Raw genomic sequence first — 22,074 nt, 5'->3', positions numbered from 1 at the left:
CTCCCTCTGAGGTATGGTCCGACCACAGTATGGTCAGACCATATCGAACCGTACTCTTTTCGGCCACCATGGGGAGGTTCCGTTGGGCGACGGCGGCTGGCGTCCCGTGAAGCGGACGCGGACGTTCGAGGACGTGCTCGCCCAGATCGAGCGGCGCATCTCGGAGGACGGCCTCACCGCCGGCGACCGGCTGCCCGCCGAACGCCAGCTGGCCGAGCAGCTCGGCGTCAGCCGGTCGTCCGTACGCGAGGCCATGCGCGTCCTGGAGTCGCTCGGCGTGGTCTCCTCGCAGGTGGGCAGGGGCCCCGACGCGGGCGCGGTGCTGACCTCCCGCCCCGACACGGCGCTGACCGACCTGCTCCGGCTGCACCTCGGCATGGCGGGCCTGGAGCTGCGCGAGGTCATCGACGCCCGGCACATGATCGAGCAGTGGGCCGCCTCCCACGCGGCCTCGGCGCGGGCCGGCACGTCCGCGCTGGCCGCCGCGCTCTCCGGCATGGACGGGGCGAGAACGGCGGAGGAGTTCGTGGAGCACGACACCGCCTTCCACTGCGCGATCGCTGACGCGTCCGGCAACCGGCTCATCGCGGCCATCATGCGCTCGCTACGCGACTCGATGCGGAGGTACGCGGTCGAAGCGGTCGAACGCCTCGGGGACACCACGATCCTGCGCGCCGGCCACGTACGCATCCTGCGGGCCATCGAGGCAGGCGACGCGGACGAGGCCGCCAGGGCGGTCTCGGAGCACCTGGCGCAGGCGTATCCGTCGTTGTCCGGTCACTGAGCCATGTCCGCCTGCCGGCAGGTGGCGCCCGAGCAGGCCGTCATCGCCTGCAGCCGCCGCTCCAGACCGGCCACCAGCGCGGGATCGGCGCTCCCCGCGAGGTTGTCCAGCTGGTACGGATCCTCGTGCAGGTCATAGAGCTGCCGCTCCCCCGTGTCGTACCGGACATAGGTGTACTGGTCCGTGCGCAACGCCCGATAACCCGGCACGGGGGTCTGCCGGGCCGACTCCCTGTTGGCCGGCCTGGCGAACTCGACGAGCACGTTCCTGCGCCACTGTGCCGGCGGCCGGCCCCCGAGCAGCGGCACCAGCGAGCGCCCCTCGGCGAACGGCGGCAGCGGGGCCCCGCCCAGCGCGGCGAACGTCGCCGGCAGGTCCACCACGGAGGCCAGGGACGAGACCCTGGAGCCCGCGGCCACGCCGGGGCCGCGGACGACGAGCGGCACCCTGACCGCCTCTTCGAACGGGGTGGTCTTGCCTCGCTTGAGCCGGTGAGTGCCCAGGTGGAAGCCGTTGTCGGAGGCGAAGAACAGGTAGGTGTCGTCGAGCTTGCCCGACTCGCGCAGGGTCTTCACCAGCGAGCCCACGAGGTCGTCCACGCCGAGCATGGCCCGCAGCCTGGCGCGGAACCGCTCGTCGATCCGCCTTTCCCCGGCCGGCCCGATCCTCGGCAGCTCGCGCATCCACAGCGGCTCGCGGCTGACGTCCTCCTGGTCGAATGACGGGGTCCGCGGCGCCTTGGCGGCGGGGAAGGCGCCGGCGTGCCGGGGCGCGGGGTTGGCCGGGTTGTGCGGCGGGATGGCCCCCAGGTAGAGGAAGAACGGCTGCTTCGACTTCGTGACGAAGTCGCGGGCCTTGCGGGACAGCACGTCGGTCAGGTAGTCGTTCTCCGACCAGCCGTAGTCGGCCACGCGGCCGTTCTCGTTGAGCCGGTAACCGTACTCCTGGTAGAGCTCGCGCACCGGCACGGCCCACTCGTCCCAGCCGGGCGGCACGTACGTCTCCCGGGCCGCGGCGCCGGGATAGTGGTTGAGATATTTACCCATGAGGGCGGTGCGGTAGCCGGCCTGCTTCATCCAGGTCCCGATGGTGGAACGTTCCAGGCCTTGCCGATGAAAGCGGTCGAACCCGCCTTCCGGCGCGGTGTTGGTCCATACGCGATGGCTGTGGACGTACTGCGAGCGCAGCGTCGACGCCCTCGACGGGCAGCACCAGGGATTGGTCGCGAAATACCGCTCGAACGAGGCGCCCCGGTGGAGGAGATGCCGGGTGATGTTCGGGAAATAGCCGAGCGTCCCGGTTTCGAGGTCGTCGGCCAGCACGAACACGATGTTCGGCCGGGAGCCGCCCTCGGCCGTCGCGATCCCGCCCGCCGGCAGGAGAAGCAGCAGGCAGACGAGTCGTGACAGGGCCTTCAGCACGAGCTTCCACTTCCCCCGAGATGTCCGTTGACACGGAGGAGCGCCCCGGGGTGAATGGAATCTACCTCCGGAGGTGGATCATGAAGCTCGGCCTGAATCTCGGTTACTGGCAGCGCGGCGCCGACGACGCGACGGAGTCGGTGCTCGCCGCCGAGCGGCTCGGCTACGACTCGGTGTGGACCGCGGAGGCGTACGGAAGCGACGTCTTCACCCCGCTGGCCTGGTACGGCGCGCGCACCAGCCGCATCAAGCTGGGCACCTCGATCGCCCAGATCTCGGCCAGGCCGCCCGTCACGACGGCGATGACGGCGATGACCCTCGACCACCTCACCGGCGGCCGCCTGCTGCTCGGCGTGGGCGCGTCGGGCCCGCAGGTCGTGGAGGGCTGGTACGGCCGGCCGTTCGCGAAGCCGCTGGCCAGGACCCGCGAGTACGTCGAGATCATGCGCAAGGTCTGGCGCCGCGAGGAGCCGGTCACCAGCGACGGCCCGCACTACCCGCTCCCGCTCGCGGGCGGGCTGGGCAAGCCGCTCAAGCTCATCACCCATCCGCTCCGCCCCGACATCCCCGTCTACCTCGGGGCCGAGGGCCCGAAGAACGTGGCCCTGGCCGCCGAGATCGCCCAGGGCTGGCTGCCGCTGTTCGCGTTCCCCTCCAAGATCGAGGAGATGTACGGCGCGTCGCTGGCGGGCGCCCCCGAGGGCTTCGACGTGGCGGCCATGGTGATGGTGGTGATCTCCGACGACGTCCGCTCCGCCCTCGACGGCGTGAAGATGATGCTGACCCTCTACATCGGCGGTATGGGGGCGAAGCAGCGCAACTTCCACGCCGACATCATCGGCAGGATGGGGTACGCCGAGGCCGCCGAGCACATCCAGTCGCTGTACCTGGCCGGGAAGAAGGACGAGGCGTTCCGGGCGATCCCGGACGAGCTGGCCGACGGCATCTCGCTCGTCGGCCCGCCCGGCCGGATCAAGGAACGGCTGGAGCTCTGGCGGGCCAGCCCTGTCACGAGCCTGCTGGTCATGGGCCCGCGCGACGAGCCCTCGCTGAAGCTGGTGCGCGACCTCGTCCTGGGCTGACCGGCCCTACGGGCACGCCGGTCAGTCGGGACGCGGCGCCGGGTCGGTGGTGACCGACCGCAGCAGCGGCCGGCTCAGCGCCCCCGCCCCGACCACGCCGGCGAAGCCGACCGCGACGCAGGCGAGCAGCGTGACCGCGCCCACCGTGCTGATCCCGCCCAGCATGAACGGCGTCGCGCAGAACACCCCCACCAGGATCGCGCCGCCGCCCATCACCGCCAGCGGGATGAGCGTCTCGGCGCGGCGGGCCCTGTCGAGCACCTCCAGCGGCGTGCCGGCCAGGCGCAGCAGCCCGTACGTCTGCCGCCGGTCCAGGATCGCCGACGCGGCCGTGATGCCCGCGCTGGCGATGGCCACGAGGAACGACACCGACAGCACGACGATCGTGCCCACGCGGACGTCGGCCAGGATCTGCGTGCCGAACCGCTGGTCGTCGTCCTTCGTCGTGGGGGTGCGGCCGGGAACGAGCCCGGCGAGCGCGGTGCGCGCCCGATCGACGGTCGCCGCGTCGGCGGTGCTGCCCAGAGCCGCGACGACGACCCCGTCCGACGCCTTCACGGTGGCCGGCACCTTGGCCGTCGCCAGCCGCTCGCGGGCCTGCTCGGTCGCCTTCGCCGCCTGCCCGGCGGGCGCGGTGACCCGGAGCTGGGGCGGCCCGGCCTGCTCCTCGAACGCCCCCGGGCTGAGCAGGCCGAGGAAGCCCGCCACGAAGCCGGTCAGCGCCACGCCGCTCACGGTGCGCCAGGCCGAGCGCGGGTCGTCCACCAGCCGCCGGCCGGCCAGCAGCCGGGCGGGCCCGCGCGCGCTCGCGGCCGTGATCCTGCCGATCATGCCGACGACCCAGGGCCCGGCCAGGTTGACGCAGAGGAACGCCAGGCCGAGCGCCGCGGCGACGATCGAGACGCTGGAGTCCCGGGTCAGCATGGGGAACACGGCCAGCGCCGCCAGCAGGGCGAGCACCCGTACGAACCGCATGGCGGGCGGGGTCTCCCGTCTGGCCACGCCGAGCGGGCTCACCACGACGCGCCGCAGCCCGATCACCGCGGAGAGCCCCACCAGCAGCGGCACCGCGACCAGCACCGCGGCCAGGACCAGCGGGCCGGGGAACAGGTCCGCGGCGAACCACGGGCCGCCCTGCATCTCGATGCCCGCCAGCAACGGCACGGCCAGGGCGAACGCGACCGTCCCCACGAGGGCGCCGGCCAGCGCCACGATCATCGCCTCCGCCACGGTCATGCCGACGACCTGCCCCGGCGTCGCGCCGACCAGGCGCAGCGCGGCCAGCCGCTGGTCACGCCTGGCCACGGTGAGCCTGGCCGCGGCGCCGCCGAAGACCAGCAGCGGCACCACCATGAGCACGCTCGCGATGAGCGCGAGCACCCGGTACGCCTCCGAGTCCTCGCTCGGCGTGCCCGCCAGATCGGCCACCTTGACCGGCGGCTTGGCGATGACCCAGTCGTCACTGCGGGCAGCGGTCAGCGCGGGGGCGTCAGGCTGGTGCCCGACGACGGCGACGAGCTCGTCCGGATGGATCAGCGCCTCGTCGCCGAGCACGCCGGCGGGATCGGGGTACCGGCCGGCGAGCTCGGCCGCGGGCAGCCGCGCGGCCAGCTCGGCCAGCGCGGGTGAGAGCCACACCTCGCCCGGGGCGGGGAAGCGCGGCATGCCGGGAGGCGCCGGCGCCCGGCCGAGCGCGCCCAGGTCGACGACGGTGATCGCCTGGTCGCGTACGTAGTCGAAACGGGACGCCTGGACGGCCACCGCGCCGGACGTCGCCGGGACCGGGTTGCGCCAGGCGCCACGCTCGCCCCTGGCCTCGAAGGCGAAGTTCGCGGCCACGGCGAACAGCAGCAGCGCCGTGGACACGGCGACGGCGCCCAGGGTGAGCCAGGTGCCGAGCATCCCCTTGCCGCCGCCCTTCAGCAGCCGCCAGGTCAGGCCGAGGTTCACGCGCGCACCCCGTTCGGCAGGATCAGGCCGTCGCGCACCTCGACCGTGCGGTCGCACCACGCGGCCACGTCCGGGTCGTGGGTGACGACGATCAGGGATGCGTCGTTGTGCCTGGTCGCCTCCGCGAGCAGCCGCATCGTGTCGTGGCCGGTCCGCTGGTCGAGCGCGCCCGTGGGCTCGTCGGCGAACACCACGGCCGGCCGGCTCACCAGCGCCCTGGCGATGGCCACCCGCTGCGCCTGGCCGCCGGACAGCTCGCCGGGCCGCCTGGTCTCCATGGACTGCAGGCCGAGCGGCCCGAACCACTCGCGCGCCCGGCGCACGGCCTGCGCTCGCGGCACCCCGTCCAGCATGAGCGGGAGCGCCACGTTCTCCTCGGCGGGCAGCTCGGGCAGGAGCTGGCCGAACTGGAAGACGAAGCCGAAGCGGGTGCGGCGCAGGGCGCTGCGCCGGCGCTCGGACATGGCGTCGATGCGCTGGCCGAGCAGGTGCACCTCCCCCGAGTCCGGTTTCATGATCCCGGCCAGGCAGTGCAGGAGCGTCGACTTGCCGGACCCGCTCGGGCCCATGATCGCCACGGCTTCGCCGGCTCGTACCGTGATGTCCACGCCGCCCAGGGCGACCGTCTGCCCGAACCTCTTGGCCAGGGCTCGTCCAACAAGTACGTCGTTCATGGCGTCCAGCCTCGGGCCGGCCGGGGGTGCGGCGGATCGGCCGGGCGGCCGGGACCGCATCGGCCGAACGGCCGATCTCTAGAGTTGGTGCGTGACTATTCGGGTTCTCATCGCCGACGATCAGCAACTGGTACGCACCGGCTTTCAGATGATTCTGGACGCACAACCGGACATGGAGGTCGTGGCCGCGGTGGCCGACGGCGCCGAGGCCGTCGCGGAGGCCCGCCGGCTCAGGCCCGACGTGTGCCTGCTCGACATCAGGATGCCCAAGCTCGACGGCCTCGAGGTGACCCGCGTCCTGGCCGGCCCGGGCGTGGAGAGCCCGCTGCGGGTCGTCATCGTCACCACCTTCGACCTGGACGAGTACGTCTACGGAGCGCTGCGCTCCGGCGCGACGGGGTTCCTGCTCAAGGACAGCGGGCCCACGCTGCTGATCGAAGCCGTCAGGGCCGCGGCGGCGGGCGACGCGCTGGTGTCGCCCTCGGTGACCGTGCGGCTGCTCCAGCACGTGGCCCGGCCCCGGCGGGCCCCGGCCCCCGTGAACGACCCGCTGACCGGGCGCGAGCTGGACGTCGTGCGCCTGATCGCCAGGGGACGCACCAATCAGGAGGTGGCCGCTGAGCTGTTCGTGTCGCTGTCGACGGTCAAGACGCATCTGGGCAGCATCTTCGCCAAACTCGGCGTCAGGAACCGGGTGGAAATCGCGGCGTGGGCGTGGGAATCCGGCGTGGTGAGCTGATTAAGCGAAGGGCTGGCGGGATACAAGTGAATCAGAACCTCAGCGCATGGCCCGGGGGGAGAACAACGTGCGCCACACCCAGGCATCGCCCGCGAGAGCCGCCCTCGCCGTACACGTGACCTTGGTCGCCCAGGTCCTCTCCCTCGGCGCTCTCGTGATCTTCGAGCAGGCGCGGGGCCGTGACCTCGCCGTCCAGCTCGCCACGTTCGGCGGCCGGCCGACCGGTGCCGACGCGGAGGCCGTGGTCGGGGCGGTGACGGTGTTCGCGGTGCTGATGATGCTGGTGGCGGGCACCTCCATCGCGGTCGCCGCGGCCTACGTCACCTGGCTCGTGCGGGCCAGGCAGGCCAACGACCGCTCGGCCGCCACCGGCCCCGTGGCGGCCGCCTGGCTGATCCCCGGCGTCAACCTGATCGCCCCCGTGGTGCTGGTCGACGAGGTGTGGCGCGGCGCCCGGCCGCCCGCCGGCCGCCGCGGCCGGTGGCTGGCGCTGCTGACGGGCTGGTGGCTGAGCTGGCTGGCCATGCTGGCGCTGGTCACCGTGCGGCTGCCGCTCGGCTCGTCGGAGCTCGACCTGACGGGGGTGGGGATGCTGGAGCTGTCCTGCTCGGCGCTGGCCGCCCTGCTGTGCGCGGCCACCGTACGCGAGCTCACCCGGCTCCAGCGGAGCTCCGGCGCTCCCCAGCCGGCGGAGCCCGGCACCGTACGCGCCTTCGCTCCCCAGCCCCGCCCGGCCTCCGGCTCCACCCCGATCGGACGCACGGGCTAGGCCCGGGGTTGCAGTCGATTGCTAGCCGAATGGCAGGGCCGAAGGCCGACTCGTCATTCCGGAGCCGGTGCTCGGCGAGGTACGCGGTTTTCTGCGTAACAACGTGCGCAACGGCCCCACGTTGGAGGTGCAGTTCCTCGAAGCCGTGGAGTCCCACTCCCATGGCGGGGATTTTGAGATCGTTTCGCCTGTTCCAGTGGACCGTGCCCGCGCGACAGAGCTGTCCAAGCGGCTCGTGTCAGGACCATTGGGCTACGTGGACGGGATCGTGTTGGCGATGGCGGAGCGGCTGAAGATCCCGGACATCGCGACCGTCGACTACAAGTTCCCGGGCATGGCGAGCCCGGTGAGCCGGCTCAGGCCGCTTTGCCGGGTTCTTCAGGAGACATCGGCCTAGGCGGCGGTGGGGCCTGAGCTTCCCGGGCTGGCGTGCCAGAGCCGCCTGGGCGGTTCGGTGACGGCCGGGGCGAGGTCGGAGTAGGGCGAGAGCCTGAACCCGTTGGCATATTCGATGGCGCGGCCCCCGACCCCAGCGTGGTCGTCCGGGGTGCGGGTGATGACGGCGCGGACCGCCTCGATGCCCTGGGAGCGCCAGAGCGCGTCGAGATCCACCAGGTTCCAGCAGTCGACCGCGCGCATCGACACCGCCCGCGTGCCCGTGCGCCTGACCACTCCCCTGGCCAGCATGAGCCACGAGCCGAACACGATCGACGCGCACCGCCCCTGCACCGACTCGAAGAACGTCAGGTCGACCGGCCCCGTCGAGTCGTCGAGCGTGGCGAAGATGACCCGCTGGCCCGAGCGCACGGCAGGCGTCTGGGTCGCCACCTTGACCCCCGCGACCAGCACCTCCGCGCCGTTGCGCTGGGCGAGAAGCTCTCTGGAACGTACCACTCCGAGCGCGTCGAGCAGCTCGTCGTGGAAGCTGATGACGTGCCGGCTGACGTCGATGCCCAGGATCTCCAGCTCGGCCTCGACCATCTCGGTCTCCGTCATCTCGGGCAGCTCGCCCGGCGGGAGGTGCTCGCCGAAACCGAGCGGGAGCTGCACGGACGGGTGTTCCTCCCGGGAGGGCGGGGCGGCGTAGCGCCTGGACCTGGGCGGGCCCGCCCGCACGCCGATCGCCGAGACCCGGTCGAGCGCGCCGACCTGGGCGATCAGGTCGCGGCGGGTCAGCTCGCCCGGACGCCAGCGGGGCCCGCCGGGGTGCAGGTCGTGGAGCGCGTCCAGGCCGCCGACCTGGACGATCCGCTCGATCGTGGGCCGGGAGGGCCGGGCGCGGTCCCAGAAGTCGGCCAGCGAGGTGTACGGCTGGCCGGCGACCATCCGCTCGACCTCCGCCTCGCTCACCCCCTTGACCGCCGAGAACGGCACCCGCAACGCGTACCCCTTGCCGATCTCCTCCTGGCGGAAGCCCCGCCGCCCGGCCGGGCCGTCGCCCAGCTCGGACGGGCGCACGCGCACCCGCACGCGCGGCCCGAGCCGCTCGACCAGCCAGTCCTTTCCCGACCGGTTGACGTCGAGCGGCAGGATCTTGACGCCGCACTGCCTGGCCTCGTCGATGAGGACGCGCGGTGGGTACATGCCGGGCTCGTGCGTGAGCACGCCGGCGAAGAACGCCGCCGCGTGGTGCCGCTTCAGCCAGGCCGACTGGTAGGTGGGCAGCGCGAACGCCGCCGCGTGCGCCTTGCAGAACCCGAACGCCCCGAACGCGTCCAGCACCTTCCAGGCCCGCTCGACGGCCGCGTCGCCGAACCCGTTGGCCCTGGCCATGGGCACGAACGTCCTGCGTACCCGTTCGCGCCCCTCCGGGGTGTCCAGGGTGCGCCGCAGCAGCTCGGCGAACGACAGGTCGCGCCCGGTCATCACCGAGATGATCCTGAGCACCTGCTCGTGGAACACCACGACGCCGTGCGTCTCCTTCAGCGCTCCCCGCAGCCTCTCGTGCGGGTAGTACGGCTTGCGCCACCCGTGCCTGGCCTCCAGGTAGGGGGTGACCATGTCGGAGTTGACCGGGCCGGGACGGAACAGCGAGATGTCCACGATCAGATCGTGCATCCTGCGCGGCTCCAGCTTGGCGACCAGCTCGCGCTGCCCGGGCGACTCGATCTGGAAGCAGCCGAGGGTGCGGCCGGCGCTGATCATGTCGTAGGTGTCCTGGTCGTCGTGGGGGACGTACTGGGCCTCCGGGTCGTCCCCCCGCTGGGTGTCCAGCTCGACCACGACGTCATCCACCCGCTTGATCTCGCCCAGCGCGTACGCCAGCGCCGACTGCATCCGCACGCCCAGCACGTCGAGCTTGAGCAGCCCGGCCTCCTCGACGTCCTCCTTGTCGAACTGCGACATGGGGAACTCCAGCAGGCTGCGCTCCACCGGCGTCCTGTCGCGCAACCCCGCGTTGCCGACCAGCACGCCGCACGGGTGCAGCGCGATGTGCCTGGGCAGGCCGTCGAGCTTCTCCGCCAGCCGGAACACCCGCTCCAGCCCCGCGTCGCCGAGCCGGCTCTCGCGCAGCTCGGGCAGGTCGTTCAGCGACGCGGTGATCTGCTTGGCCCTGATGTGCGGGAACGCCTTGGCGATGGCGTCGATCTCGTGCGGCGGCAGGCCCATCGCGCCGGCGACGTCGCGGATGGCGCTGCGCGCCCGGTAGGTCTCCATCATGGACACGCAGGCCACGCGCGCCTCGCCGTAGCGCTCGAAGATGGCTTTGTAGCAGTCGAGGCGGCGGGCCGACTCGACGTCGATGTCGATGTCGGGCAGCCCGATGCGGCCCTCCGACAGGAAACGCTCCATGAGCAGGCCGTGGTCGAGCGGGTTGACCTCGCCGATGCCGATGAGGTGGTTGACCAGGCTGCCCGCTCCCGAGCCGCGGATGGCGCAGCGGATGCCCATGCCGCGGATCATGTCGGTGATGCCGGCCACGGCGATGAAATATCCGGACAGGCGCTTCTTCTCGATGATGGCCAGCTCGTCCTGGAGGCGCCGCCTGGCCTCGGCGGAGCGGTCGAGGCCGCGCGCGAGCAGGCCGTCCTCGACGCGGTGGCGCAGCAGCGGCACCGGGTCGCGGCCGATCTCGGGCAGGTGCAGGTCGGGCGGGTCGTTCCGGAGCGCGAGCAGCCGGTTCGGGTCGATCGCGCACGCCTCGGCCAGCCGCCTGGTGGTGAGCCACACCTTCGCCACCCGCTCCTGGTCGGCGCCGCAGACCTTGGCCGCGACCTGCGCCATCTCCTTGCCGCTCTTGAGGTAGGCGTGGGAGGTGGTGCGGTCGAGGTGGCGAGGGTGCAGCGGGACGAGCTGGCGGGCCGCGTCGAGCACGTCGCCGACCTGGTGGTCGGCCGGATCGAGGTAGCGGGCGGCGTTGGTCAGCACGGCCGGCACGCCCGTCGACTCGGCCAGGCCGAGCATGCGCACGGCCGTGATGGCGTCGCGGAAGCCGTACTGGTCGACCAGCTCGATCACCACGCCGGGCACCGCGGCGCGCCACAGGCCGAGCAGCGTCCTGGCCTGCTCGTCGCGGCGTTCGGCCACCGCGCGGCCCACGTCGGACCTGGGGCCGAGGAGCACCACGAGCCCGTCGTCGGCGCCGAACCCGTGCTCGCCGCCCGGCCCGCCCGCCCACTCGCCGGCCAGCTCGCGGGTCAGCCTGGGCGCGCCCCGCCGAGCTCCGTCGCCGGCGTGGTGGGCGGCCGTGACCAGGCGGCACAGGCGGGACCAGCCGCCACCGCGGGCCAGCACCGTGACGCGGTCCTCCGCGCCTGGGCCGGTCCTGGGGCGGCGGGGTGGCGGCAGCCCCGGCAGCAGGCTGGGCGCCGGGACGTCGAGCGCGAGGTTGACGCCCAGCACCGGCGCGATGCCGGCCTCGGCGCACGCCTGGACGTGTTTGATCGCGCCGTAGAGCCCGTCGCGGTCGGTCAGCGCCAGGATGTCCATGCCGTGCTCGGCCGCCCGGCTCGCCAGCGCGCGGGGGAAGGCGGTGCCGTAGCGCATGGAGTAGGCCGAGCACACGTTGAGGTGCGGGAACGGGGGCGCCATCAGTCCCACGCCCTCAGCAGCAGCCAGCCGTTGCCGGCGGTGTCGTAGCGCAGCTCGTAGGAGCCCACCTCTCGGCCGGGGCCCGCCTCGACCCGCCAGAACCGGCGCTCGCCCGGATCGCCCTCGCCGGTCTTCCACCACTCGCGCGCGACCACCCAGTGGTCGAGGATCCGGCGCACGAGATAGAGGCGGTCGCGCCAGACGAACTGGGTCGGCTCCCCGTCCCTGGTCCACACCTCTATCGGATCGCCATAGAGTCTGCTCAAGACGCTTCTCCCCGCGGCTCTGGTCTGTATGTGGAGCCGCCCGGGGGAAGGCGGGCGCTTACCTATCGAACATATGTTCTCAGCGCCAGAAACGCAAGTCGTTCGCCCCTGCCCCGAGGCGGCCCTTCTTCCCCCGTACGGGGGAAGGGAACGCCCCTCATGGGGAGGCGCTGGCCGGCGGGGCCGTCGCAGGATGGCGGCCATGAGGAAGCTCTCCGCCGCCCTCGCGTCCGTGCTCCTCTACGGAGGGCTCCGGGTCTACTGGCAGCTCGGGCACATGCCGCAGCGCCTGTCGCCGATCGGTCCCGACCTGGTCGTCTTCACCGGCTGGGGAGCCGTGGCCCTGTGCGGCGCGGCGGCGGGGACGCTCGTGGCCATGATGACCGTCCGTCCGGCCGCCCCGGCCAGGACGGCGCTCGCCGCCGTGGCGTGGGCAGTGGGCGGCGCGTTCGTGGTGTCGGGGGCTCTGCTGCTGCTCGACGTCGTCGGCACGGTCGTCCCCGGGTCCGGGATCCCGGTCCATCCGCTGGGCGCCGCAGGCAAGGCGGCCTGCGTCGGCTGCGGGCTGCTGGTGTGGCGGGCCGCGCGGGCGTACCGGCCCGTGGAGCTCAAAGGGCTGGACCACACGCCGCTCTGGGCGTACGCGGGCGCCTACGCCGCCGTCGGCGGCTTCCTGACGCGGGTGGCGGCGCAGGCGACGGTCGGCTTCGGGAACACCCCCCTCGCAAGCGGGACGGCGGTGTTCGAGACCGGGTTCCTGCTGGGCGGGACCGTGTTGCCGCTGGCGCTCGTGCACCGGTGGGGGCGGGTGTGGCCGCGCTGGGTACCCGGGCTCGCCGGCCGCTCCGTGCCGCGCCGGCTGGTGTTGTGGCCGGGCGTCGCCGTGTCGGGCGGTCTGCTCGCGTACTTCGGGGTCGGGCTCGGGCAGATGGTGGCCGAACGGCTCAGCGGGCGCGTCCCGTTCGGCGCGGGCGGCCTGCCGGAGGCGTTCTACTGGGTCGCCGTGCCCGCCTACCTCGTGTGGGGCGCCGGGCTGGCCGTGGCGGCGCTGGCGTACGCGAGGCGCACACGGGATTTCTACGGATCTACGCCAAGCAGGCCGGTATCGGTAAGCTAGCGCGGCGTGAGCGGTGAAACATCCCAGATCGGGCGCTACCGGCTGCTGAACGTGCTGGGCCGAGGCGGGATGGGCACGGTCCACCTGGCCGAGGATCCCGCCGGGCAGCGCGTCGCCGTCAAAGTGATCAACCCGGAGCTCACCCAGCACGAGCAGTTCCGCATGCGGTTCCGCCGGGAGGCCGACGCCGCCCGGCGGGTGCGCAGGTTCTGCACGGCCGCGGTGATCGAGGCCGCTCTCGACGGCGACCAGCTCTACGTCGTCACCGAATACGTGCCCGGCCCCAACCTCGAGGAGGCCGTACACCGGTCAGGGCCGCTGCGCGGGTCCAGCCTCGACGCGCTGGCCGTCAGCGTCGCCACCGCGCTCACCGCCATCCACGGCGCCGGGGTCGTGCACAGAGACCTCAAACCGTCCAACGTGCTGCTGTCCCCCGTCGGCCCGCGGGTGATCGACTTCGGCATCGCGCGGGCGCTCGACACGCTCGGCGGCGTCACGGGCACCGGCGAGCTGGTCGGCACACCCCGCTACATGGCCCCCGAGGTGCTGCGCGGCGATCCGGTGTCGCCGGCCTGCGACGTGTTCTCGTGGGGGTGCCTGGTGGCGTACGCGGCCAGCGGGCGGGCGCCCTTCGGCGGCGACACGCTGCCGTCGATCGTCTACCAGGTCCTCAACACCGAGCCGAACCTCGACGCCGTCGAACCCGGCCTGCGCGAGCTGGTCGGCGCCGCGCTGCGGAAGGACCCGGCCGCCCGGCCGACCGCGCAGCAGCTGCTCGACCATCTCGTCGGGCGCTCGGCCGCGCCGGAGCAGGCGGCGCAGACCGTACAGGTGACCTGGCAGCAGGCCGCCACCGCCGCCTACACCGGCGTGCGGCCGGGCGCGGCGAAGGGGCGCGGCAAGCTGATCGCGGGGATCGCGGCGGCCACGGCGCTGGTCGTGGCCGGCGGGGTGACCGCGTGGGCGCTGCTCGGCCCCGATGGGCCGCCCGACGACCTGCGCGTCCTCTACCGCGAGGACTTCACGCAGACCAGCGGCGGCTGGAACGGCACCTACGACCCGGACCAGAGCTCCAGCTACGGATATCGTACGGACGGCACCTACGGGCTGGACGTGGAGAAGTACAACGAGGAGCGCTGGGCGGAGGCGCCCATCCCCTTCCTCGTCGCCGAGCCCACGACCACGCCCGACCCCTCGGCCACGCCCACGCCGATGTTGCCGTCGTCCGTCGTGGTCGCCGTCACCTCCGAGGTCAAGAAGTCCGCGAGCGCCGGCGAGTACGGCGTCTACTGCCACAACCCCGAGGACAGCACCTACTACGAGTTCGGGCTCGACACGAAGGGGCAGGCCAGGATCCGGCGCATCTTCGACGGCGCCGGCGGCACGCTGGCCCAGCCGGTGCAGGTCGACGGGCTGCCCGGCAAGCCCGCCCGCATCGTTGCGTCGTGCGAGCAGCGGGGGACGGCGGTGCGGCTGACGATGTGGGTGAACGACCAGCGGGTGCACCAGGTGGACGACCCCAACGGGATCGGCAACGGCAATGTGGGGTTGTTCGCGCGTACGGCGAAGGACGGCACGTCGCTGCTGAAGACGACGTTCGACGACTTCGAGCTGCGCGCCCAGAAGGAGCCCTGAGCGCGCCCGTTCAGCGGGCCGTGGCCCCGCTCAGAGGACGCCGGCGCGGGCGGCGGCGAGCGCGGCGTCGGCGGCGCGGTCGGCGTCCTGCTCGGTCACCGGCTCGTGCGCGACGAACAGCCGGTAGTAGACGGGGGCGACCGCGACCCTGATCACCTCGCGCACGTCGATGACGTCGGGCAGCTCCCCCCGCGTGATCGCCCGCCTGACCACCTCGGCCGACTGCTCGTGCCGCGCCTCGAAGAACTCGTGCAGTGCCCGCGCCGCGCCGGGATTCTGCATGGCGGCCGCCACGAACGCCGACGAGACCGGCCCCAGCTCCGGATCGTCGAACCCGGTGCGCACCAACTGCACGATGCCCCGCAGATCGCCTTCGATCGAACCGGTGTCGGGAACGGGCCACGGCTCGTCCGTGGCCAGCTCGAGAGCGTCGGAGATCAGCCCTTCGACGTTGCCCCATCTCCGGTAGACCGTCGTCTTGTGCACCCCTGACCGCTCGGCGATGTTCTCCACCGTCAGGCCCGCGTAGCCGCGCTCGCCCAGCTCGGCGAGCGTCGCCCTGCGTACGGCGTCACGCACGCGCGCGCTCCGCCCTCCTGGACGCTTGTTCGACTGCAAAATCTACTCCAGTTGCATTAACTGTCCCCCGCATGCCACACTAAGGCTACATCAGTTGCGATTGGAGTTCCATCCTGATCAGCCTCCGCAGAGTTTCCAAGGCCTACGGCGATCGCGCCGTGCTCGTCGACGCGTCCATGTCCGTGGGCCCCGGCGAGCGGGTGGGCGTCGTCGGCGACAACGGCTCGGGCAAGTCCACGCTCCTCCGGCTGCTGGCCGGGGTCGAGGCGCCCGACGACGGCGAGGTCACCGTGCCCGACGACGCCGGCTACCTCGGCCAGACGCTCGGCCTGCCGCCGTCCCGCACGGTGCAGCAGGCGATCGACGCCGCGCTGGCCGGCCTGCGCGCCATGGAGCGCCGGATGCGCGAGCTGGAGTCGTCACTCACTGACGAAGTCATGGGCGAGTACGGCGAGCTGCTCACGGCGTACGAACTGCGCGGCGGCTACCAGGCGGACGCGCGGGTGGACAAGGCGTTCCACGGGCTGGGCCTGGCCCGCGTGGGCCGCGACCGGGTGTTGTCGAGCCTGTCGGGCGGCGAGCAGGCGCGGCTCGGCCTGGCCTGCGTGCTGGCCGCCTCGCCCCGCGTGCTGCTGCTCGACGAGCCGACCAACCACCTCGACGCGCCGGCGCTCGCCTGGCTCGAGGACCGCCTGCGCGAGCACAGGGGCGCGGTGGTCGCCGTGTCCCACGACCGGATCTTCCTCGACCGGGTGGCGACGGCGGTGCTCGAGGTCGAGCGGGGCGCCATCACCCGGTTCGGCGGCGGCTACACCGGTTTCCTCGCCGCCAAGGCGGCGGCCAGGGCGCGCTGGGAGCAGTCCTACGCGGCGTGGTGCGAGGAGGTGCGCCAGGTGCGCGAGCGCGCGGCCACCACGGCGCACCGGGTGGCCGCCGGGCGGGTGATGCGCGACAACAACAAGGTGGCCTACGACCGCGACGCTGGGCGGGTGCAGAGCTCGGTCGCCAGCCGGGTCCGCAACGCCCACGAGCGGCTGCGCCGGCTGGAGGCCGACCCGGTCCCACGCCCGCCGGAGCCGCTGCGCTTCCGCGGCACCTTCGGCGGCGCGCCGACGGCACGCATGCCCTCCGGCGCCGCGGCGGGCGAGCACGACACCGCGCCGGCGGCACCCGTCTCCTCCGGCCCGGCCGTGGCCGCGGCGGCCCGCGTGGTCGTGGAGCTGCGCGACGTACGCGTCGGCGAGCGGCTGCGAGTCGACTCGCTGACGATCAGGGCCGGTGACCGCCTGCTGGTCCGGGGCCCCAACGGCGCGGGCAAGTCCACGCTGCTGCAGACCATCGCCGAGCACGCGGGGAGCGGGGTCGGATTCCTGCCGCAGGAGGTCACGTTCGACCCGGGCCAGACCGTGCTCGACGCCTACGGCATCGGCTACGCCGACGAGCGCAGGGCCGCCCTGCTGGCCACCGGCCTCTTCCGGCCGCACACCCTCGACCAGAAGGCGGGCGCCCTGTCGGTCGGGCAGCAGCGCAGGCTCGCGCTGGCCAGGCTGCTGGGGCGGGAGCACGACCTGCTGCTGCTCGACGAGCCGACCAACCACCTGTCGCCGGTGCTGGCCGAGGAGCTGGAGCAGGCACTCGACGCCTACGACGGCACGCTCGTCGTGGTGTCACACGACCGCGCCCTCGCCCGGCGCTTCCGAGGCGACGACATCGAACTCATCGGGGGAACCATATGTTGACCAGGATCAGTGCCGGCGCACCGTACGGCATCACGACAGGGGCGGACGGAGCCCTGTGGTTCACGCTCGTCCACGAAGGGCGCGTCGGCAGGCTGGTGCCCGGCCAGGAGCCGGTGATCCACCAGCTCGACCCGGCCGACGGCCTGCCGACCGTGATCACGCCGGGTCCCGGCGGGGACCTGTGGTTCACCGAGGGCAAGGGCGGGCGGGTCTGCCGCATCACCGCCGACGGGCAGGTGACGGCGCACGCGGCCGACTCCCCCTACGGCATCGTCGCGGGCCCCGACGGCGCCATGTGGTTCACCCAGATGCAGAGCGGCAGGATCGGGCGCATCGCGGCCGACGGGACGCTGAGCGAGTTCCAGGTGCCGGTGGAGGGCGGCATGCCCGCATTCCTCACGGCGGGGCCCGACGACGCCCTCTGGTTCACGATCAACCAGGGCAACGCCATCGGCCGCGTGTCGATGGACGGCAAGGTGACCGTTCACCCGCTCCCCACGGAGGGCGGCGCGCCGGTGGGCATCACGCCGGGGCCCGACGGGGCGCTGTGGTTCGTGGAGATCGGCGCGGGCCAGATCGGCCGGATCGACACCGCCGGCGACATCAGCGAGTTCGCCCTTCCCGACCGGGAGGCCCGCCCGCACGCCATCATCACCGGCCCCGACGGCGCCCTGTGGTTCACCGAATGGGCCGCCGGCCGCCTCGGCCGCATCACGATCGACGGCGTCATCGATCACCATCCGCTCCCCCGCCTTCCTGAGGATCTCGCCCACGGGCCTGACGGCGTGCGCAAGGGCGAGCCGCACGGGCTGACGGTCGGGCCCGACGGGGCGATCTGGGTGGCGCTGGAGGCGGGCGCCCTGGCCCGCATGTCCCCGGCACCGCCGGCCTGACCCCCGCGGTTCGGTTCCTGGCCGGTCCGCCCCCGTCCGTGCCTGCTGTGCGGGCACCGTCAGCGGGCGGGTCCCGTCCCCTCCCGGACGGGGCCGGTTGGATCGGAGCGGCGGCGAGGGAGTTGACTAGGGGCATGCAGAGCATCGTCGTTTCCGCCCAGGGCGGCCCAGAGGTTCTCGAGTACGCCGAGCGTCCCGACCCGGTGCCGGGTGAGGGCGAGGTCGTGGTCGACGTCGCCGCAGCCGGGGTCAACTTCATCGACATCTACCATCGATCCGGCGCCTACCCGCTCAACCTTCCGACGTCCATCGGTCTGGAGGGCGCCGGCACGGTCTCGGCCGTGGGGCCAGGGGTGCGCGACCTCGCCGTGGGTGACACCGTGGCCTGGGCTGACGTCATGGGAAGTTACAGCGGCAAGGTGGTGGTGCCGGCGGCCCGTGCGGTGCCGGTGCCCGACGGCGTGCCGGCCGACGTGGCGACGGCGGCGATGCTCCAAGGGATGACGGCCCACTACCTCACCCACTCCACCCACGAGGTGGGCGAGGGCGACCAGGTGCTCGTTCACGCGGGGGCGGGCGGCATGGGCCAGCTGCTGATCCGGCTGGCCAAGCTCAAGGGCGCCACGGTCCACACGACGGTCTCCACCGACGAGAAGGCCAAGCTGGCCCGGCAGGCGGGCGCCGACGAGGTGCTGGGCTACGACGACTTCACCGACGCCCTGCGCGGCAAGATCGACGTCGTGTACGACGGGGTCGGCAGAACGACCTTCGACGGCGGCCTGGAGGTCCTGCGGCCGCGCGGCCTCATGGCCCTGTACGGCGCCGCCAGCGGCCCGGTCCCGCCGCTCGATCCCCAGACGCTCAACCAGAAGGGCTCGCTCTTCCTCACCAGGCCCACGCTCGTGCACCACATCGCGCGGCGCGAGGAGCTGCTGCAACGCGCGTCCGACCTGTTCGGCTGGATCTCGGCGGGGCAGCTCCCGATCACCATCTCGCGCCGCTACCCGCTGGCCGAGGCGCGTCAGGCCCACGAAGACCTCGCGGCCCGCCGCACGACAGGAAAGCTCCTCCTCCTACCCTGACGGGCATGGACATCGCTGGATCGGTATTATCCTTCGCCGCCGTGGTCGCCCTGCTCACGCTCACCCCGGGCCTCGACACGGCCCTCATCCTCCGGACGTCGTTGCTGGCGGGCCGGGGGCCGGCCTGGGGAGTGACGCTGGGCATCCAATTCGGCACCCTGATCTGGGGTGTGCTCACGGCGGCGGGCCTGTCGGCGCTGCTGGCGGCCTCGGAGACGGCCTACCAGGTGCTGCGCTGGGCGGGTGTGGCCTACCTCGTGTGGATGGGCCTGCGCATGATCCTGACCGGGGCGGGCGCGCATGCGCTGCCGGAGCAGCAGGCTGCCGGGTTCAGGAAGGGGTTCGGCCGCGGGCTGGTGACCAACCTGCTCAATCCCAAGGTCGGCGTCTTCTACGTGGCCATGTTGCCGCAGTTCATCCCGGAGGAGGCGCCGCACGCGGTCATGGGATTGCTGCTGGCCGGGGTGCACGTGGTCGAGGGGCTGCTGTGGAGCGTCGTGCTGATCTGGTTCGCGTCGATGATGAGCGGGTTCCTGCGCTCGCCCGGCGTGCGGCGGTTCCTCGACCGGCTGACCGGCGTCGTCATCGTCGGCTTCGGCGTACGCCTGGCGTTCACCGACTGATCTGCGCGGCCTTCGTCCAGGTGCGGGAGGTACGCAGGTAGCCGGCACGCCCTGCCCATGCCCGGCGGACCGCACCCCGGACCGCGAACGACGCTCGGCTGCGACCCACCGGTCGAGCGTCTCGTTCGCCGGACATCGCATTATAGGGTCTATAAAAGTATAGACTCTCTACTCTGGTGTTAGGGTGCGGGCATGGACTTCCCGAACACCACGTCGTTCATCACCGGAGCAGCGCAAGGCATCGGCCTCGGCATCGCCCGTGCCCTCGCCCGCCAGGGCGGCAGGCTCGCCATAGCCGACATCGACGACGCCGCGCTCGGCGAGGCCGCCGCCGAGCTGGCCGAGCTGACCGAGGTGGCCGCCTTCCCTCTCGACGTACGCGACCGCGAGGCCTACGCTCGCGCGGCGGACGAGGCCGAAGCGCGGCTCGGCCCGGTCACGGTGCTGTGCAACAACGCCGGGCTGGCGTTCCCGGAGCGGCCCGCGGACATGACCTACGAGTTGTGGGACCTCGCCCTGGACATCAACCTCGGCGGGGTCGTCAACGGTGTCCAGACCTTTCTGCCCCGCATGCTCCGCCGCGGCGGGCCCGCGCACATCGTGAACACCGCCTCCGCCGCCGGGTTGATCGGCGCGGGAGTCGGCCCGATGTACACCTCGTCGAAGTTCGCCGTCGTGGGCCTGTCCGAGTCGCTGCGTCACCAGCTCGAGACGGCGGGGCATCCCGTCGGCGTCACGGTCCTGTGTCCCGGCGGTGTCGCCTCGAACATCGCCCGGTCCTCCCGCTCCCTGGTCGCCACCCAGCATGGCGGCCCCGAACTCAGGCGGGCCCAGGACAGGATCGACCAGCTCATGCCCAGGATCGACGCCGCCGTGGCGCGGTTCGGCGTCCCCGCCGACACCGTCGGCGAGCTCGTGATCGGGGCCATCCGGGCGAATGACCTGTACGTGCTCACCGACCGCGCGGGGATCGACCTCATCACCGCCCGGACCCAGGCCATCCTGGCGGCCATGCCCGCGACCTCCCCGGTCGAGGGAGACCTGGACCACGTCCGCGGCGCGGTCCATGAACCGTGAGCGCCCCCCGGCGAGAGCCCTCGCGGGTGGCTCAGGGGGCGCCCGGGGGCAGGACGGGCACCTCCGGAGGGCCGTGCTCGATGAGCCGGAGCAGGGCGGCGGTGTCGAGGTGCCGCTCGACGAGGTCGGCCAGCGCGTCGAGCCGTTCTTCCCTCAGCCGGGCGAAGTCGGTGCCCGGAGCCGGCACGAAGGCCCGCCCGGCGCGATCGGCCACGTCGGCCAGGAAGGCGCGGCGGAACCCGTCGTTCTCCAGGGCGCCGTGCCAGGTGGTGCCCCAGACGTGACCGGCCCGGCACCCGTCGAGGAACGGCTCGCCTCCCTCCACGGTCGCCCGGCCGTGATGGATCTCGTACGCGCGTACGGGCTGCCCGTACGCGACGCCCTCCGGCCGGCCGAGCCGCTTGTCCTGCGCGAACTCGACCCGCACCGGCAGCCGCCCCAGCCCTTCGACCCGGCCCGCGCCTGATTCGACCGTGTCGACGATCTCCCGCCCGAGCATCTGGAACCCGCCGCAGATGCCCAGCACGGGCCCCTCCCTCTCGCTGATCGCCGCCGCCAGGCCGGTCGCGCGCAGCCACGCCAGGTCGTCGACGGTGGCCCTGGATCCGGGCAGCACCACCAGGTCGGCGTCGTCCAGCTCGACCGGGTCGGTCACGAAACGCACCACCACCCCCGGCTCGGCGGCCAGGGCGTCCAGGTCGGTGAAGTTCGAGATCCTGGGCAGCCGTACGACCGCCACCCGCAGGGTTTGCCGGCCGTGTGGCGGGCCGGCGGCGACCCTGCGGCCGTCGAGGGCCAGCGAGTCCTCCACGTCGAGCCAGAGCCCGTCGAGCCACGGCAGCACGCCGTAGACCGGGCGTCCGGTCAGCCGTCCGAGCATGTCGAGACCGGGCTGCAGCAGTTCGGGGGCGCCGCGGAACTTGTTCACGACAAATCCTGCGATGTGGGATTGATCGGCAGCGTCCAGGAGCCCCACCGTGCCGTAGAACGCGGCGAACACCCCTCCCCTGTCGATGTCGCCGACCACGATCACGGGCAGGTTCGCGGCCCTGGCCAGGCCCATGTTGGCGATGTCGCCGCGGCGCAGGTTGATCTCGGCGGGGCTGCCCGCGCCCTCGCACACCACCACGTCGTACTGCTTCCTGAGCCTGCCCAGCGCCTCCAGCGCCGTGGTGCGGAGCAGGTCCTTGAGCGCGCCGTACTCCATCGCGTCGACGTCCGCGACCGGGCTGCCCATGAGCACGACCTGGCTGCGGCGGTCGCTGCCCGGCTTGAGCAGGACGGGGTTCATGTCCGCGACGGGCTCGACGCCGGCGGCCTGCGCCTGCATGGCCTGTGCCCGGCCGATCTCGGCGCCCTCGGCGGTGACGTACGAGTTGAGCGACATGTTCTGGGCCTTGAACGGCGCGACCCGGACGCCCCGGCGGGCGAGCCAGCGGCAGATGCCGGCGGTGACGACGCTCTTGCCCGCGTCGGACGTGGTGCCCGCGACCAGCAACGCTCCCTTGACCATGCGAGCACCGTACCGGAGCCGACCGATCACGAAATTTCCGCGAAACCCCCCATTTACGAATGCTGTGACTTCTGCCACTCTGGCTAGAACATCACCCTA

At 72.7% G+C, this 22,074-nt stretch carries 19 protein-coding genes; 12 read left to right on the top strand and 7 right to left on the bottom strand.

Annotated features, from left to right (window positions below; all coding sequences use genetic code 11):
• Window positions 1-106: 106 nt before the first annotated feature.
• Window positions 107-784: a FadR/GntR family transcriptional regulator gene (locus ACZ6SA_RS38630; RefSeq protein WP_465833832.1), complete on the top strand. Its 678-nt coding sequence runs from the start codon at window positions 107-109 to the stop codon at window positions 782-784.
• Here the strand turns inward: ACZ6SA_RS38630 and ACZ6SA_RS38625 are convergent.
• Complete coding sequence (locus ACZ6SA_RS38625; protein WP_347649067.1) at window positions 778-2,205, bottom strand: sulfatase family protein; 1,428 nt, start codon at window positions 2,203-2,205, stop codon at window positions 778-780. The two genes, ACZ6SA_RS38630 and ACZ6SA_RS38625, sit on opposite strands and share 7 nt — an antisense overlap.
• An 80-nt stretch (window positions 2,206-2,285) precedes the next feature.
• Here ACZ6SA_RS38625 and ACZ6SA_RS38620 point away from each other — a divergent pair, with 80 nt between their 5' ends.
• Window positions 2,286-3,287 (top strand): LLM class F420-dependent oxidoreductase, encoded by a 1,002-nt coding sequence (locus ACZ6SA_RS38620; RefSeq protein ID WP_347649068.1) that lies wholly within the window; start codon window positions 2,286-2,288, stop codon window positions 3,285-3,287.
• A gap of 21 nt (window positions 3,288-3,308) precedes the next feature.
• Here the strand turns inward: ACZ6SA_RS38620 and ACZ6SA_RS38615 are convergent, their stop codons facing one another.
• A complete protein-coding gene (locus tag ACZ6SA_RS38615; protein WP_465833830.1) occupies window positions 3,309-5,237 on the bottom strand; it encodes an FtsX-like permease family protein in 1,929 nt (642 codons plus the stop codon).
• The gene (locus tag ACZ6SA_RS38610; RefSeq protein ID WP_347649070.1) at window positions 5,234-5,911 is read right to left on the bottom strand and encodes an ABC transporter ATP-binding protein; all 678 of its coding nucleotides are present in this window, start codon (window positions 5,909-5,911) and stop codon (window positions 5,234-5,236) included. Before ACZ6SA_RS38610 ends, ACZ6SA_RS38615 begins: the two co-directional genes overlap by 4 nt.
• A 91-nt stretch (window positions 5,912-6,002) precedes the next feature.
• On the opposite strand from ACZ6SA_RS38610, the gene ACZ6SA_RS38605 reads away from it, so the two are divergent.
• From ACZ6SA_RS38605 to ACZ6SA_RS38595, 3 genes are read left to right on the top strand one after another with little or no spacing between them, the layout of a single operon-like run.
• Window positions 6,003-6,650, top strand: a complete 648-nt coding sequence (locus tag ACZ6SA_RS38605; RefSeq protein ID WP_347649071.1) for a response regulator transcription factor — start codon at window positions 6,003-6,005, stop codon at window positions 6,648-6,650.
• Window positions 6,651-6,696: 46 nt separating this feature from the next.
• Window positions 6,697-7,419 (top strand): DUF4328 domain-containing protein, encoded by a 723-nt coding sequence (locus ACZ6SA_RS38600; RefSeq protein WP_465833827.1) that lies wholly within the window; start codon window positions 6,697-6,699, stop codon window positions 7,417-7,419.
• A 55-nt stretch (window positions 7,420-7,474) separates the two neighbouring features.
• Window positions 7,475-7,816 carry a hypothetical protein gene (locus ACZ6SA_RS38595; RefSeq protein WP_465833910.1) on the top strand — a complete coding sequence of 114 codons (342 nt, stop codon included), beginning with the start codon at window positions 7,475-7,477 and terminating at the stop codon, window positions 7,814-7,816.
• Here the strand turns inward: ACZ6SA_RS38595 and ACZ6SA_RS38590 are convergent.
• Window positions 7,813-11,451: a DNA polymerase III subunit alpha gene (locus tag ACZ6SA_RS38590; protein ID WP_465833825.1), complete on the bottom strand. Its 3,639-nt coding sequence runs from the start codon at window positions 11,449-11,451 to the stop codon at window positions 7,813-7,815. The genes ACZ6SA_RS38595 and ACZ6SA_RS38590 overlap by 4 nt on opposite strands.
• Complete coding sequence (locus ACZ6SA_RS38585; RefSeq protein WP_132506970.1) at window positions 11,451-11,717, bottom strand: DUF6504 family protein; 267 nt, start codon at window positions 11,715-11,717, stop codon at window positions 11,451-11,453. Before ACZ6SA_RS38585 ends, ACZ6SA_RS38590 begins: the two co-directional genes overlap by 1 nt.
• Window positions 11,718-11,919: 202 nt before the next feature.
• Here ACZ6SA_RS38585 and ACZ6SA_RS38580 point away from each other — a divergent pair, with 202 nt between their 5' ends.
• Window positions 11,920-12,834, top strand: a complete 915-nt coding sequence (locus ACZ6SA_RS38580) for a hypothetical protein (RefSeq protein WP_465833822.1) — start codon at window positions 11,920-11,922, stop codon at window positions 12,832-12,834.
• A 6-nt stretch (window positions 12,835-12,840) separates the two neighbouring features.
• On the top strand, window positions 12,841-14,469 hold the full coding sequence (locus ACZ6SA_RS38575) for a serine/threonine-protein kinase (RefSeq protein ID WP_465833820.1): 1,629 nt from the start codon (window positions 12,841-12,843) through the stop codon (window positions 14,467-14,469).
• 30 nt (window positions 14,470-14,499) lie between these two features.
• Here ACZ6SA_RS38575 and ACZ6SA_RS38570 read toward each other — a convergent pair whose 3' ends face one another.
• Entirely contained in the window at window positions 14,500-15,048 is a 549-nt protein-coding gene (locus tag ACZ6SA_RS38570; RefSeq protein ID WP_347649076.1) for a TetR/AcrR family transcriptional regulator, read from the bottom strand.
• Window positions 15,049-15,158: 110 nt separating this feature from the next.
• Here ACZ6SA_RS38570 and ACZ6SA_RS38565 point away from each other — a divergent pair, with 110 nt between their 5' ends.
• The 5 genes from ACZ6SA_RS38565 (at window position 15,159) to ACZ6SA_RS38545 (ending at window position 20,462) form a co-directional block, all read left to right on the top strand.
• Window positions 15,159-16,787, top strand: a complete 1,629-nt coding sequence (locus tag ACZ6SA_RS38565) for an ABC-F family ATP-binding cassette domain-containing protein (RefSeq protein WP_465833908.1) — start codon at window positions 15,159-15,161, stop codon at window positions 16,785-16,787.
• Window positions 16,781-17,680 carry a Vgb family protein gene (locus tag ACZ6SA_RS38560; protein WP_443156104.1) on the top strand — a complete coding sequence of 300 codons (900 nt, stop codon included), beginning with the start codon at window positions 16,781-16,783 and terminating at the stop codon, window positions 17,678-17,680. The genes ACZ6SA_RS38565 and ACZ6SA_RS38560 overlap by 7 nt, the downstream gene beginning before the upstream one ends.
• 134 nt (window positions 17,681-17,814) lie before the next feature.
• Window positions 17,815-18,762 carry a quinone oxidoreductase family protein gene (locus ACZ6SA_RS38555; RefSeq protein WP_347649079.1) on the top strand — a complete coding sequence of 316 codons (948 nt, stop codon included), beginning with the start codon at window positions 17,815-17,817 and terminating at the stop codon, window positions 18,760-18,762.
• A 5-nt stretch (window positions 18,763-18,767) separates the two neighbouring features.
• Entirely contained in the window at window positions 18,768-19,385 is a 618-nt protein-coding gene (locus ACZ6SA_RS38550) for a LysE family translocator (RefSeq protein ID WP_465833817.1), read from the top strand.
• Window positions 19,386-19,577: 192 nt separating this feature from the next.
• Entirely contained in the window at window positions 19,578-20,462 is an 885-nt protein-coding gene (locus tag ACZ6SA_RS38545; protein WP_347649082.1) for an SDR family NAD(P)-dependent oxidoreductase, read from the top strand.
• Window positions 20,463-20,493: 31 nt separating this feature from the next.
• Here the strand turns inward: ACZ6SA_RS38545 and ACZ6SA_RS38540 are convergent, their stop codons facing one another.
• Window positions 20,494-21,975, bottom strand: a complete 1,482-nt coding sequence (locus ACZ6SA_RS38540; protein ID WP_347649083.1) for a cobyric acid synthase — start codon at window positions 21,973-21,975, stop codon at window positions 20,494-20,496.
• Between the last annotated feature and the right edge of the window lie 99 nt (window positions 21,976-22,074).

This window comes from Nonomuraea sp. NPDC049378 (genome assembly GCF_055586745.1).
The sequence above is the reverse complement of the archived record's forward strand: the minus strand, read 5'-3'. Positions and strand labels throughout refer to the sequence as shown.

Excerpts from the sequence above, each read along its gene's own strand:
- ACZ6SA_RS38600 (WP_465833827.1), top strand. The coding sequence starts at position 6,697 with ATGGCCCGGGGGGAGAACAACGTGCGCCACACCCAGGCATCGCCCGCG.
- ACZ6SA_RS38540 (WP_347649083.1), bottom strand. The coding sequence starts at position 21,975 with ATGGTCAAGGGAGCGTTGCTGGTCGCGGGCACCACGTCCGACGCGGGC.
- ACZ6SA_RS38560 (WP_443156104.1), top strand. The coding sequence starts at position 16,781 with ATGTTGACCAGGATCAGTGCCGGCGCACCGTACGGCATCACGACAGGG.
- ACZ6SA_RS38580 (WP_465833822.1), top strand. The coding sequence starts at position 11,920 with ATGAGGAAGCTCTCCGCCGCCCTCGCGTCCGTGCTCCTCTACGGAGGG.
- ACZ6SA_RS38545 (WP_347649082.1), top strand. The coding sequence starts at position 19,578 with ATGGACTTCCCGAACACCACGTCGTTCATCACCGGAGCAGCGCAAGGC.
- ACZ6SA_RS38555 (WP_347649079.1), top strand. The coding sequence starts at position 17,815 with ATGCAGAGCATCGTCGTTTCCGCCCAGGGCGGCCCAGAGGTTCTCGAG.
- ACZ6SA_RS38620 (WP_347649068.1), top strand. The coding sequence starts at position 2,286 with ATGAAGCTCGGCCTGAATCTCGGTTACTGGCAGCGCGGCGCCGACGAC.
- ACZ6SA_RS38550 (WP_465833817.1), top strand. The coding sequence starts at position 18,768 with ATGGACATCGCTGGATCGGTATTATCCTTCGCCGCCGTGGTCGCCCTG.
- ACZ6SA_RS38610 (WP_347649070.1), bottom strand. The coding sequence starts at position 5,911 with ATGAACGACGTACTTGTTGGACGAGCCCTGGCCAAGAGGTTCGGGCAG.
- ACZ6SA_RS38590 (WP_465833825.1), bottom strand. The coding sequence starts at position 11,451 with ATGGCGCCCCCGTTCCCGCACCTCAACGTGTGCTCGGCCTACTCCATG.